This is a genomic window from Nostoc sp. DSM 114167 (assembly GCF_052692655.1).
On record NZ_CP195116.1, the window covers coordinates 7,504,357 to 7,519,067 of the forward strand.

General features: G+C 39.5%; 8 protein-coding genes and 1 pseudogene. 5 read left to right on the forward strand and 4 right to left on the reverse strand.

Translation table 11 applies throughout. The annotated features are described in order from the left end of the window. Positions 1–125: 125 nt before the first annotated feature. On the reverse strand, positions 126–596 hold the full coding sequence (locus NSTC731_RS31500) for an N-glycosidase (RefSeq protein WP_445628373.1): 471 nt from the start codon (positions 594–596) through the stop codon (positions 126–128). A 267-nt stretch (positions 597–863) separates the two neighbouring features. Here NSTC731_RS31500 and NSTC731_RS31505 point away from each other — a divergent pair, with 267 nt between their 5' ends. Next, positions 864–2,372 (forward strand): UbiD family decarboxylase, encoded by a 1,509-nt coding sequence (locus NSTC731_RS31505; protein ID WP_445628374.1) that lies wholly within the window; start codon positions 864–866, stop codon positions 2,370–2,372. Positions 2,373–2,605: 233 nt separating this feature from the next. Here the strand turns inward: NSTC731_RS31505 and NSTC731_RS31510 are convergent, their stop codons facing one another. Further along, positions 2,606–3,487 (reverse strand): TauD/TfdA family dioxygenase, encoded by an 882-nt coding sequence (locus NSTC731_RS31510; RefSeq protein ID WP_445628375.1) that lies wholly within the window; start codon positions 3,485–3,487, stop codon positions 2,606–2,608. Between the two features lie 331 nt (positions 3,488–3,818). On the opposite strand from NSTC731_RS31510, the gene NSTC731_RS31515 reads away from it, so the two are divergent. Both NSTC731_RS31515 and NSTC731_RS31520 read left to right on the forward strand, forming a co-directional pair. Further along, positions 3,819–4,361 carry an SH3 domain-containing protein gene (locus NSTC731_RS31515; protein WP_445628376.1) on the forward strand — a complete coding sequence of 181 codons (543 nt, stop codon included), beginning with the start codon at positions 3,819–3,821 and terminating at the stop codon, positions 4,359–4,361. A 79-nt stretch (positions 4,362–4,440) separates the two neighbouring features. Beyond that, a pseudogene (locus NSTC731_RS31520) lies at positions 4,441–4,599 on the forward strand (DUF4058 family protein); the annotation flags it as partial. An 11-nt stretch (positions 4,600–4,610) separates the two neighbouring features. Here the strand turns inward: NSTC731_RS31520 and NSTC731_RS31525 are convergent. Together NSTC731_RS31525 and NSTC731_RS31530 are read right to left on the reverse strand one after the other, a co-directional pair. Next, positions 4,611–5,690: a hypothetical protein gene (locus NSTC731_RS31525; RefSeq protein ID WP_445628377.1), complete on the reverse strand. Its 1,080-nt coding sequence runs from the start codon at positions 5,688–5,690 to the stop codon at positions 4,611–4,613. Between the two features lie 334 nt (positions 5,691–6,024). Continuing rightward, positions 6,025–6,483 (reverse strand): endonuclease domain-containing protein, encoded by a 459-nt coding sequence (locus tag NSTC731_RS31530; protein WP_445628378.1) that lies wholly within the window; start codon positions 6,481–6,483, stop codon positions 6,025–6,027. Positions 6,484–6,778: 295 nt separating this feature from the next. On the opposite strand from NSTC731_RS31530, the gene NSTC731_RS31535 reads away from it, so the two are divergent. Both NSTC731_RS31535 and NSTC731_RS31540 read left to right on the forward strand, forming a co-directional pair. Further along, positions 6,779–8,392: a tetratricopeptide repeat protein gene (locus tag NSTC731_RS31535; protein WP_445628379.1), complete on the forward strand. Its 1,614-nt coding sequence runs from the start codon at positions 6,779–6,781 to the stop codon at positions 8,390–8,392. 644 nt (positions 8,393–9,036) lie between these two features. Then, a complete protein-coding gene (locus NSTC731_RS31540) occupies positions 9,037–14,505 on the forward strand; it encodes a trifunctional serine/threonine-protein kinase/ATP-binding protein/sensor histidine kinase (protein ID WP_445628380.1) in 5,469 nt (1,822 codons plus the stop codon). Positions 14,506–14,711: the final 206 nt, after the last annotated feature.

Consider the following 14,711-nt stretch of genomic DNA (forward strand, 5'->3'; position numbering starts at 1 on the left):
ATTAAAATTTATTCAGAGCCATAACTAAATTATTAGTAATTTTTGAAAATGTTTTTGGCTGGGGAATTTGACTATTCCCCGTTTAATTGCTTGACTTGATGTTGGATGTAACTATTTTGATTAAATTATTCGTAAATTACCGTTAAAGATAGTAAATTCCGAATTTCTTCACGCACACTCATAAGAGTTTTACCGAGATGGTTTTGACCGCTTTTATTAGCACCACAGCCCCAAAAAGAATCGGTTGGGGAGTTTTCAACCAACATCTCATTACCTGTCTTCAGGAGAACTTCTCTGATATCAGCATGAGTGAGAAACTTTTTGAGTACAGCTTCTCGCATAATTTGAGTTTTAACCAAATCCCAGTCTCGACGGAGTTGGCGAGTGCTACATCTTCCCAAAGTCGCAGCTTCTTCTGGGGTGGCGGCGGCATGGATAAGAGGTATAATTGCCGCATCTGTGCTGCCTACAAACTTTTGCGCTTGATAATAATGCTCAACCGTTGGCCAGTAAACACCCTCGATGTGGATTCCGTGGAGAGAAAAGTTAGAAAAACAGCCATAAGGCTGCCAAACCTTATAAAAGTAAATGGTCATTTGAAAATTGCTCTTTTATATATATATCAATTTCAGGGTAACTGAAAGTTTAGGTTTCAAAACTCTTCATTTATATGAAGGATTAGTAACATCACTCTGGGGGAGTAATTTTACACAATTTTTGGAACAGTAGGTTTACTAGTTTACTCATCAGCTTTCCTGAGATGTGTTGTCTCCAATTCTCCTTGTCTTCTAGTCCACTCTCCCAATGCCCCATAATATAAGAAAGCGCTTCACACTTCTTAAATAATCAGCTTTATTAGAACAATGGCGAGAGACTTGCGGGGATTCATCAAAATTTTGGAAGAAAGAGGACAATTACGGCGAATTTCAGCTTTAGTTGACCCAGACTTGGAAATTGCTGAGATTTCCAACCGAATGCTGCAAAAAGGTGGTCCAGGGTTGTTGTTTGAAAACGTCAAAGGCGCTTCCTTCCCGGTGGCGGTGAATTTGATGGGAACTGTGGAAAGGATTTGCTGGGCGATGAATATGCAGCATCCAGAGGAGTTGGAAACTCTGGGTAAAAAATTGAGTATGCTGCAACAACCAAAACCACCGAAAAAGATTTCCCAGGCGATAGATTTTGGAAAAGTGCTGTTTGATGTGGTGAAGGCGAAACCAGGACGAGACTTTTTCCCCACTTGTCAGCAAGTTGTGCTTCAAGGTAATGATTTAGATTTAAATAAGTTGCCTTTGATACGTCCTTATATTGGTGATGCGGGCAAGATTATCACGCTGGGATTAGTAATTACCAAGGATTGTGAGACTGGTACTCCAAATGTAGGTGTGTATCGCTTACAACTACAATCTCAAAATACGATGACGGTTCACTGGTTATCGGTGCGGGGTGGGGCGAGGCATTTGCGAAAAGCAGCCGAACGTGGGAAAAAATTAGAAGTTGCGATCGCACTTGGTGTAGATCCTCTAATTATCATGGCAGCAGCTACACCTATACCTGTAGATTTATCAGAATGGCTGTTTGCAGGACTTTATGGCGGTTCTGGCGTCCAGTTGGCAAAATGTAAAACTGTAGATTTGGAAGTTCCCGCAGATTCCGAATTTATCTTGGAAGGAACGATTACACCAGGGGAAGTTTTACCAGATGGGCCTTTTGGCGACCACATGGGTTATTACGGCGGCGTGGAAGATTCGCCGTTAATTCGCTTCGAGTGTATGACGCACCGGAAAAATCCGATTTACTTAACAACATTTAGCGGTCGTCCACCCAAAGAAGAAGCGATGATGGCGATCGCACTCAATCGCATTTATACGCCTATACTGCGGCAACAAGTATCAGAAATTGTCGATTTCTTCTTACCAATGGAAGCTTTGAGTTACAAAGCAGCGATTATTTCCATTGATAAAGCATATCCGGGACAAGCGCGACGGGCGGCTTTAGCGTTTTGGAGTGCTTTACCTCAATTTACATACACCAAATTTGTAATTGTTGTGGATAAAGACATAAATATTCGCGATCCGCGTCAAGTTGTCTGGGCGATTAGTTCTAAAGTTGACCCAGTGCGGGATGTCTTTATTTTGCCAAATACACCTTTTGATACGTTGGATTTTGCCAGTGAGAAGATTGGCTTAGGTGGACGGATGGGAATTGATGCGACTACCAAGATTCCGCCGGAAACAAATCATGAATGGGGTTCGCCTTTGGAATCTGACCCAGATGTGGCGGCGATGGTAGAGAGACGATGGGCGGAGTATGGTTTAGCAGAGTTGCAGTTAGGAGAAGTAGACCCAAATTTGTTTGGCTATGATATGAAATAACCTGTTATAAAATCAATACAGTTTAGATAGAGCAACAAAACCCTAATGTAGAGACGCGATTTATCGCGTCTAATGTAGAGACGCGATTGATCGCGTCTTGAAAGACAAATTATCTACACCAATAACCGTTAACTGAAAAGTATTGTGTTATGGATAATGCAGTAATAGCATAGCAATGCTGTACCCTGACGACAGATATCATTTAAATCAATGATAACTGTTGTAATAAAATCTCAAAATGAAAAAGCTGGAGAACATAGCCTGATATAAATATCTCTTTGATCGTCAACAAAAGACCTTCTCCCATGAAGTATTCTTGTATTGTCAATCATTAAAATATCGCCTTTTTGCCACGAAATTTCCGTAGTTATTTTTTCAGCAACTTCATTAAGTTCAGAGACAACCTCTTCAGGGATTTCTGAATCATCTTCAAAATTAAGAATCTTTGGACTTAACTGCTTTGTGGGTAATAGACTATTAATAAATACCTGATATTTTCCACATCTGCTGGGGATGATGGCTGGAGAAATATATTCAAGCAGAATCGATTTATCGTTATTTACTGTCAGATGCGTATTGTTGTTCTGACACATCTTTTCTAGTTGATTCAAATCATTTGTTTGATATTTTTTCTGCCAGTCCTCTTGAGATATCCGAACAGTAAATTTTAACTTCTTTTTGCTAAATAACTCTTTGGTTGAACTACTAATTTCATTAAAAAACTGTCTGCCATCACATACCGTAGTTTCACCATCTTTTAATGGTGGATTAGCACAGAAAAACCACAGCATAAGTGGGATATTCTGCTGATAATACATTTCTCCGTGCAACTTAATCTCAGATTTAAAATCATTGACGCTTAAAAGAGTCTCATCTCCATTAATTACCCTTCTACTGAATGCACCACCAGCATAATTTATAAAATCGATACTCAAGAGATTGGTAAATTTTTTAAAAATATCAACATCAACATCAAATCCTCTAAAAAGCAAGATTCCATTAGCCTTAAATAAGCTAATAATTTCTTCTTTGTCTAATTCTAAAATACTCACATTGTCGAGATTATTAATTTTTTGAACTATGCTATCTGATATGGAATGTATTTTCTTATTCATATAACTTAATGAATCTTTGTCGAAATATAAACTTCCTGTTGGCGTTAACTACACCATATATTGACATCTTAATACTCAATGATATCGTTGTGTTGCATCCATCAGCGTAGGCGTAGCCCGCACTTCTCTGCGAGACGCTCCGCGAACGACTTGGCTCAGTGACCATCGTAGACATTGCAGGACTAAATTTTGTAAAATTAAAAGTGTTATTGTGGTACTAAAATTTATTTGATCGAACTACGTTACAAAGTTAACCAGAATTTATTTAGGTAGATTCAAAGATATAAACTAAGATTCCAGCCTTGAGTACTGATGCCAGAAGCTTGAAGAAATGATCGCAAAAAAAGTGAAAAATCCAGCACCAAAGTTAGCGTTCGGATTAGCATTCAGTTGTATTAATATGATACTCAATACTGGTATAGCTAGTGAAATAAGTTTAGCGAAATCAAGTAATTCTCAAAAGTGCGATCTTTTTGCCTACGTCATCGATACAGATTCGCAAGGGTTAAATGTGCGGAGTGGTGCAAGTAGAAATAACATAATTATAGGACAAATACCCATTAACGAAACAGTTCACGTTATTGGTGCTGCTGGAAATTGGATGCAGATTACTAATGCTAGCAATGGTTTTCAAGCAACTGGATGGGTATTCGTGCCAAAGTTAGGCTTAACAACGCGAGGCTACGGTACTAATGGTGTGGATTTCTATGCTAGTAGCAGTCAAAAAAGCCAAAAACTGAGAAGAATTCCTGCTAATACGGCTGTCAAATTGTTAGGCTGTCAGGGAGATTGGGCGCAGGTGGAATATCAAGGTGTTAAAGGTTGGTTGACAAAGGAAGAGCAATGTGGTGCAGCCCTCACTAGTTGTTCTTAAAATCTCACCCCCAACAGGCAAGCGAGGATGGGGCTATGAGAATTACTTTTAAAATTTTTTTGGTTTTGAGATATTTGTTATGGCTTATCCATTTCCAGGAATGAACCCGTATTTAGAAGATCCTGAATTATGGCCAGGAGTACATGGGAGACTAATAGTAGCGATGTCTGACGACAAGCTGCTTTGCATCTACGCAGATTATTTTTATCCTCAACTACGTCCCAAATATTTTGTCGCCGATTTACTATTTCATTGTAAATCATTTTTATACAAAAAACTTTTTAATAAATTTTGGCTTATTTCTAAAGCTTTTCTCAAATATTTAACAACTTGTTGTAAATTACTTATTTGCTCTTGATTATTAATTCTTGCCATTTGCATTTCTAAAATTTGTTCTTCTAGTTCATTAATTGCATTTCTCTGTCCTTTAATTATGTTTCTGGCGTTTAAAGCAATTTCCTGCTTTATAACATCTTCTTGAACTAATATAATATCGTTAAAAGTCACTAAAAATTTTGCTGCTTCGCGGACTGCTAAATTCGGTGACTGAGCAAATAATGAACTAATACCACTACCAGCGCCAGTGCCAAGAATTGCACCGCCACCAACAATCACAGCCATTCCACCTGCCATACCAAAACCACCTGCTGCAATAGCACCTCCGCCCAAAGCCGCTAGCACAGCTGAGATTGCCGCTGCGCCTGAAAGCCCCGGCGCAAGTATAGGAGCTAGTAAAGGAACAAGAATAGGTATTGCAATAGCAGCAACTACCGCTGCCACAACGGCTCCCCCTATCAAGCCTCCTAACAAAAAATTCAAAGGGTTTGAGCCTGTAATTTCATTGTTCCATTTTTGATAATTAGATTTAAATCTTGTAACGTATTCTCTTTCAACTCCAAGCTCATTGGCAAAAAAGACAATTTTTTCTATAATTAGTGGACGAAATGTTTCGCTAAGTTTTAATTTTTTAAATTGTTCATCTTCTTCAGTACCAAAAGGAGCATAGAGACTAAACAATGACAATTCTAATACAATTGAATATAAAGGTCGTTTTTTATTGAGTGACCACTTCATTCTTTTGAATACTTCCTCGAATAAAGAATAATCAGTATATAAAAAACTATTATTTTTTTGTAAATCATTACTCGCAAGAGTTTCTAAAAATTTTTCAACTGATTTAGTCCACTTGTTTAAATATCTACGTTTAAGCTGCCTATTTACAAATTCTGTCTCTCTGTCAATATCTTGTTGTACTAAAAAATACTGAAAACTATACAAAATTTTTGTTTGCTCAAAATTTAGCCCAAACTCTTCCATTGGTAAAGTCATATTTTTATCCTTAAAACTTATACATAGTATTCCCGTATTACTTAAGCGATTAACATAATCGCATTTGCTCTGTATTAGCTTGAGGAAAAGCAATTTCCTTTTTTACTAAAAGATGACTCTGATTCATCAGTCTGATCAAAAGATTCGCAGAAATATAAATGGACTAGATTACACTACTGCGATCGCAACACAGTTAATGAAGTCAGTAGTGGGGTAGCAAGGCTAAAATTTAGAAATTTGTCAAACTTATGTAAAATTGTACGAGCACACACACCCCAAAAACCACATAATTAGCCCCCTCCTCGCTTGCGGGGAGGGGGTTGGGGGTGGGGTTCTATCTCTGCAACCAAGCCCCAATATCCTGCAATACCCCCTCCACCCTCTCCAGAACATCCTCATTTCTAAATCGCACAACCTGCAACCCCAAACTCTCCAAAAATTCTTGACGTATCGCATCTTCCTCTTGTGTGTAGTGATGAATTTCGCCATCCACTTCCACCACTAACCGCGCTTCATTACAGTAAAAATCGACGATAAAACGGTCAATTGTTTGCTGACGGCGGAACTTGAAACCCAAAAGTTGCTTGTGTCTCAACTTTTCCCAAAGTAGCTTTTCTGCTGGAGTTGGTTCACACCGCATTTGTCGCACCAATGGTTTAAGTTTTTTCCAAAGTTCGTGTGGGGTTTGCCAAGGGTATCCCGGAACCCCACCCCCTAACCCCCTCCCCGCAAGCGAGGAGGGGGGACTGGAGTTGGTGAGAGAGTTTGGCTTGGGGTTTTGATTTTGGGCCATTTGCGCGATTGGTGGTTAGCTAATTAATATTTCATGTATTATTCCCAGCGATCGCACTCTCCCAACTCTTCAAAACTTTGGCATAATCAAACATGGCCGCAGTTTCAAAACTAATGTAAATTACCCCAATGTCCAACGGTAAGTATCATAGCCCATTGTCATATATTAATTTAAATAAAGAATTATTGCAAAATAGTCAACAATTTTTGGGAATATCACCCAAGCTAATTAAAAGGTTTACGCCAACTGAATATTTTAATAGAATAATCTCATCAAAAGATTCGCAGAAATATCAATGGACTGGATTACACTACTGCGATCGCTACAGTCTGATTTTATTAAAAGGTTAGCATCTGGTTGTCTGCTTCATTGTGAAACAGAAGGTCAATATAGTGAATTAACTATAATTTCTGGAGAGAGATTAAAAGCATTACGGGAATTTTGCTGGCAGATGGCTGAGAAATATAAGCGTGTTTTACCAGTACGTGATGTTTTTCTTAGCTATCTCAAAGGAAAGTTGGGTGAAGAAGTTGTCAAAGAACGTTTAGCCGATTTTATTACCGAAGTCGATTATGAAAAGCGATTTGGCGGTGATGGTAATATAGATTTTACTTTGACTTCTGACCCATCTATTGGTATTGAGGTTAAATCTCGTCATGGTCGCATTGACAGAGTTAGATGGTCAATTAGTTCTGAAGAAGTTGAAAAGAATGCAGTAGTAGTTTGCATTTTAATTCAAGAAGATGTCAGTGAAGCACAATCTGAGTATCACCTTTTTTTGGCTGGCTTTCTCCCAACCCGAATGATTAAGTTGAAGACTGGGAAAATTTCTTTTGGAATAGAACAATTACTATATGGGGGTGGTTTATGGTGTTATCTAGAACAGTTACAATCTTCTATAAATAATTCTTCTCGCCAACAACCAGCTATTTATAAATATCTTCCGAAACAGGAAATTTCATCTAAACCAACTATTAATCAGGTGTTAAAATCTCCTTTTAAACCTGAATATAGTGATGAAGATTTAAATCTACATATAAAAAGGGGTGATGAATATGTCGAGAAAGGAGAATATCCAAATGCTATTATTAATTACACTCAAGCTTTAGAAGTTAATAATGATATTAATTTATATTATAAACGAGGTTTAGCTCACTATCAAATAGGAGATTACGAAGCGGCGATCGCAGATTATTCTCAGGCAATCCAGATGAATATTCATGATGCTAAATCTTATAATAAACGAGGTTTAGCTCTCTATCAACTGGGGCGATTAGAGGAAGCGATTAATGATTATACTCAAGCTATTAGAATTAATCCTAATGTTGCCGTAACCTATAAAAATCGGGCAGAAGCTCGTTCTCATGTTGGAGATAATCAAGGAGCAATTGAAGATTATACCCAGGCTATTAAAATTAATCCTCATTATGCTGATGCTTATAAAAACCGTGGAATTACTCGTTATTTATTAGGTTCTCAGCCAGGATTTCCTCAAGCAATCAAGATTAATCCTCAAGATGCTATAGCTTATAAAAAACGTGGAAATGCTCGTTCAGATTTAGGAGATTTTGAGGGCGCAATTGAAGATTATACTCAGGCAATCCAAATTAATCCTAGTTATGCTGATGCTTATTACAACCGTGGGAATGCTCGTTCAGATTTAGGAGATTTTGAGGGCGCAATCGAAGATTATACTCAGGCAATCCAGATTAATCCTAGTTATGCTGATGCTTATTATAACCGTGGTAATATTCGTTTAGAAATTGCAGACAAACAGAGAGCAATTGAAGATTTTCAAAAAGCGGCAGATATCTATCGTAAAGAAGGTAAGCTAGAAGCACTCAAAGATACACGAGAAATAATATTAGATTTAGAAATAGAAGAATCATTAGATATTTTAAACTTTTAGATAAATCCTATATAAAGTAATCTCCAAAATGTGTTTACCCATTGACTGATTTCAGTTAATTTTACTAGATATAAAATGATGGTTTTAATTTACAATATCCGACATATTCATGCCACACATCCACCTTTTCTGCTGGTTTTGGTGCAGTATTCATACTTGGAGAATACACGAATGCGATCGCCTCATTTCAAAAAACTGTATAATTAAGGAATATCTGCTTGTTTATTCGCAAATACCACTGGATACTGGGCCATCGTCTTGATAATTAACCTGGATTGTCCGACCTCAATCTTTGAGAAACTGGAGCATAACGACCATATCACCCAGTTTTTATCCTACAAATATCTTTTATCGAGAAGTTGACTCCCGCGAAAATCCAACGATTCTTCTGTTTGTTGCAGAGAAAATAGGTGTTGGCTTTGATTCGTTGTGTCATGTCTTTACTTGCGGCTGCGATAAGATAAGCGTTAGTTCGTTACAGGTCAAAAACACGCAAAATACCGTGAAAATCAAGTAAGAATAAATACTTTTTTTCCAAATTATTCATGTAACATCTCGTAAAAATATGCTTATTTTTGTCTCAGATGTTACAAAGCTAAACTTGCATGGGCATATTAAGAATGCTTATATTGCAAGAGAAAACAATGACAGCTACTTTATCTGGTTATCAACTCCTCGAAACCCTTCACTCCGGTAGTAAAACCGTCATTTATCGTGGACGGCGAGAAACCGATAATGTCTCTGTGGCGATCAAAACTCTTCTGTGCGAACATCCACCACTGGAAGATATTGCTCGACTGCGCCACGAATATCAAATCATTGAGTCCCTGCGAATTCCTGGCATTGTTAAAGCCTACGAATTAAAGAATTATCAGCATGGTTTGGCTTTGGTATTAGAAGATATCCCAGGTTGCTTGCTCAAAGAAATAATTGCGACTGAAAAAACTACCTTGATTACTTTTCTCAAGGTGGCGATTAATTTGGCACAGACTTTAGGAGAGCTACACGCCCAAAAAATTATACATAAAGATATTAAGCCGCACAATATTTTAATTAATCCCGAATCTGGGGAAGTCAAACTGATTGACTTCAGTATCTCCTCGCGCCTCGATCGAGAAAATCCTACTTTGAGCAATCCTAATTTGCTTGAAGGTACACTTGCCTATATGTCGCCTGAGCAAACAGGCAGAATGAACCGGGTGTGCGACTATCGCACCGACTTTTATTCGTTGGGTGTCACCTTGTATGAAATGCTAACAGGCACGCTGCCATTTTATGCTAGTGACCCGATGGAGTTGATCCACTGTCACATCGCCAAAATGCCAGTCGCACCTTGTAGCGAAACCGTGTGCCGTGTTCTGGAAGATGTACCAGAGGCGATTAGTGCAATTATTTTGAAACTGTTAGCGAAAACAGCAGAGGAGCGGTATCAAAGCGCTTGGGGGCTGAAAGCGGATTTAGAGGAATGCTTGTTTCAACTTCAAGTGATTGGCAAGATTGAAAACTTCGTACCAGGGAGACGGGACAAATCTGGGCATTTTTTGATTGGACAACAACTCTACGGACGCGAAGCAGAAGTAGCAACATTAATGACTGCATTTGAGCGTGTGGCAGGAGGTAACAGCGAACTCATGCTCGTCTCTGGTTATTCGGGCATTGGCAAGACGAGTGTCGTCAATGAAGTTCATAAACCGATTGTCGGGGCCAGAGGTTATTTCATTGCAGGCAAGTTCGATCAGTTCAAACGCAATATTCCATACACGTCGTTGATTCAGGCGTTCCAATCTTTGATTCAGCAATTACTCACCGAAGGCGTTGCCCAAATCCAAGGTTGGAAAGAGAAACTGTTAACTGCGTTGGGAGAAAACGGGCAAGTCATTATTGATGTGATTCCCGAAGTCGAACTCATTATTGGAACTGTGCCACCTGTAACACAATTGGGAGCGACAGAATCTCAAAACCGTTTCAATCGCGTTTTTGGGCAATTCATTGGGGTCTTTACAAACCAAGACCATCCCTTAGTTGTCTTTCTGGATGACTTGCAGTGGGCAGATTCGGCATCACTGAACTTAATTGAGCTATTGATGACCGATACTGAGCGCAAATATTTATTACTAATCGGGGCATACCGTGATAATGAAGTTTCGCCCACCCATCCACTGATGATGGGTTTGTCCAAAATCCAATCTTCTGGTGCGGTGGTGAATAACATCGTCTTGTCGTCATTGCAGTTAACGGATGTGGAAGCGTTAATTGGCGATACATTGAATCACATAGAACACAGTCAGCCACTAGCAGAATTACTATTCCACAAAACCGGGGGGAACCCTTTCTTCTTAACACAACTGCTGAAAACCCTACACCAAGAAGACTTACTAACATACGACTTCCATTCAGGAGTATGGCAATGGAATATCCAACATATTCAAGGGATCGGCATTACTGACCTGAATGTTGTTGAACTGACAGCGAGAAATATTCGCAAACTGTCATTAGAAACGCAACAAGTTTTGAAACTGGCTGCTTGTATTGGTAATACTTTTAACTTGGATGTATTGGCGATCGTTAACGAAGCATCTTCTCTAACAACTGCGGCGCAATTGTGGTCAGCCCTCCAAGCTGGGTTAATTCTGCCGTTAAATCAGGATTACAAAATTCCCTTAGTCTTTAGTCAGGAAGATTCTGACAGAATTAATTTAACTGATGTCAAGGTTGATTATAAGTTTTTACACGATCGCGTACAGCAAGCGGCGTATTCTTTAATTCCCGACGATCGCAAGCAAGCAACGCATCTAAAAATTGGTCAATTACTACTACAAAATACGACACCAGAAGAACGCAAAGAAAATATATTTGCTTTAGTTAATCAACTCAATTACGGTACTGATTTACTGATATCTGAAGCAGAAAAATATCAACTTGCAGAACTAAATCTGATCGCCGGTCAGAGAGCGAAAGCAGCCACAGCGCACGATTCCGCCATCAAATATTTGCAAGTTGGTTTGGGATTGTTAGTAGAAGAAAGCTGGAAGTGTGAATATGAACTGACATTAGCACTGCACTCAGAAGCAGCAGAAGCAGCTTTTTTGAGCGGTGATTTTGAAGAAATGCAGAGATTGTTTGAGATCGTCCAAAACTGTGGTGTGACGCTACTGGACAAAATTAAAGTGTATGAAGTCCAGATGCAAGCTTATATGGCGCAGAACAGGTTATTAGAAGCGGTTAACACAGCGCTACAAGTTTTAAAGCAGTTAGGGGTAGAGTTTCCCCAAGAACCGAACGCGTCAGATATTGGGCAAGGTCTGGCGGACACTGCGGCAATTTTGAGTGGAACGCGAATTGAGGATTTAATTGAGCTACCTCAAATGAGCGATCGCTATAAATTAGCAGCTATTAGACTTTTGTCAAGTATCTTTGCCCCTGCATATATTGCTGCTCCTGCACTGTTGCCCTTGACGGTGTGCAAACAAGTACAATTATCTGTCGAATATGGTAATGCTGCCGTTTCTGGGTTTGCTTATGCCAATTATGGTTTTCTTCTTTGTGCGATTGTGGGAGATATTGATTCAGGTTATAAATTTGGTCAGTTGGCTTTAAATCTAGTGTCAAAGTTAAATGCTCAAGAAATCAAAGCCAAGACAGTTTTCATCGTAAATCTATTTATCCGACATTGGAAAGAGCATCTGAGAGAAACCTTAGAGCCTTTGCTGTCAGGTTACTCTAGCGGAATGGAGACAGGAGATTTAGAATATGCAGGCTATTGTCTACTACAGTACTCCTGTTTAGCTTACTTTAGCGGTAAAGAACTGGCTGTCCTTGAAAGAGAGATGGCAAGAAACAGAGATGCTATTCATAAAATTAAGCAAGAAACAGCGCTTAATTATATAGAAATCTATTGGCAGGCTACCTTAAATCTACTGGGAAAAAATGAAAATCCCTGCCTTCTAAAGGGTGAAGCCTGCGATGAACAGATCGGGTTGCCACTGCACCAACAAGCAAACGACAATGCGGGAGTTGGCTACATCTATTTGAACAAATTTTTGCTTTGTTATTGGTTTGAAAATTACTCGGAAGCGATTGAGAATCTCGCTATAGCAGAGAAGTATTTAGATGCAGTGGTAGGAATGCCCCTTGTTCCTCTATTAAATTTTTACGATTCTTTACTGCGGCTAGCGGTGTATCCTAATAGCCAAGAATCAGAGCAAAAGGCAATTCTCGATCGCGTCCAAGCTAATCAAGAAAAAATCCAAAAATGGGCAGATTATGCCCCAATGAATCATTTACACAAATTCTATTTAGTAGAGGCAGAACAGCATCGAGTTTTAGGCGAAAAAATCGAAGCGATCGAGATGTATGAAAAAGCGATCGCACTTGCTAAAGAAAACGAGTACATCAACGAAGAAGCGATCGCCCACGAACTCGCCGCCAAATTTTATCTGTCATGGGGTAAAGAAACGATTGCCCAAATATACATGACAAATGCTTACTACGCCTACAGCCATTGGGGTGCTGTTGCTAAAGTCAAAGATTTAGAAACACGCTATCCGCAATTAATTTTGCGGTCAAACACAGAAAAAATAGAAACGAATTACCTACACACTATTCAAACAAGCTCTACGACTACTGGAGGCGCTCACATTTTCGACTTCATGACAGTGATGAAAGCTGCACAAGTGCTATCAGAAGAAATGGTGCTAACTCAGCTGCTCGAAAAATTGATGAAGATTGTCATCGAAAATGCTGGCGCTCAACAAGGTTATTTTATTGCCAAGCATGAGAATCAATGGATATTAGAAGCGACGGGAATAGTTATAGATAAGGAGGTTAGCGTTGTTGTTAACACAGAGGATAAAACTAATTCACCCCTACTCCCAGTTGCCTTATTGAATTATGTCGAAAGAACTAGAAACAATCTGGTTTTAGACAATGCTGTTAAAGACTCACGTTTTGTGGCTGATGCTTATATCACCACCTACCAATCCAAGTCAATTTTGTGTTTGCCGCTGATTCACTCTGGCAAGTTTACTGGGATTATTTACGTGGAAAATAATCTCATTTCTGGTGCTTTTACCCCAGAACGGGTGAATGTGTTGAGTCTGTTGATAGCACAAATTTCGATTGCGATCGACAACGCCCGTCTTTACACCAACCTGCAAGCTTATTCAGAACAACTGGAAGCTAAATCACAAGAACTCGAAACTAAAAATGAAGCTTTGCAAGCATCCGAAACGCGAGAGCGAGAAAAAGCCGAACAAATCGAAAAATCTCTGTATAAACTACAACAAACCCAGGCTCATCTTGTGCAGACCGAGAAAATGTCGAGCTTGGGGCAATTGGTAGCTGGGGTTGCTCACGAAATCAACAATCCAGTCAATTTTATCTTTGGCAATCTGACCCATGCCAACAGTTACACCCAAGAGGTGCTAAGACTGCTGGAACTTTATCAGAAGCATTACCCATCTCCCCATCCAGAGATTCAGTCAGAAGCAGAGGCGATCGATCTAGAATTCGTGCTAGAAGACCTGCCGAAGCTACTATCTTCTATGTGGGTTGGAGCAGATCGGATTCGGCAAATTGTCGCTTCTCTGCGAACCTTCTCACGTATGGACGAAGCCGAAATTAAAGCTGTTAATATTCATGAGGGCATTGACAGTACGATAATGATTCTCCAACATCGCCTCAAAGCCAAGTCAGATCGTCCCGCTATTGAGCTTATTAAACACTACGGTAATTTGCCTCAAGTGGAATGCTATGCAGGGCAGCTAAATCAAGTATTTATGAATGTGTTGAGTAATGCGATCGATGCTTTGGAAGAGTCATTAACGAACAATCAAGGAGAAATAACAACTCCAACTATTACTATTCACACTGAGCAAATTAATGCCGATCGAGTCGAAATTCGGATTGCAGACAATGGGATGAGTATACCAGAGCCGATTCGCCGTCGCCTGTTCGATCCTTTCTTCACCACAAAACCTGTGGGTAAAGGAACAGGTATGGGCTTGTCGATTAGCTACCAAATCGTTACCGAAAAACATGGTGGTTCGCTCTCTTGCACTTCAGAACCGGGCGAGGGAGCGGAGTTTCAAATCCGTATTCCAGTTTGCCAGTAAGTTATACCATTTTAGATTTTGGATTTTAGACTTCGGCTGCGCTCAGTCGAACGATTTTGGATTGGAAATTGCCTTGGTGCGTCTGGCTTGGTGTGAATCCATGTGTCGCAATCATTTTTCAAAATGGTATTAGTAATAACATTGCTCTGAGGAGCGATTTCTCGCACTGAATTTTGAGTAGTTGCGATCGCTCCCTCGCCATCTCA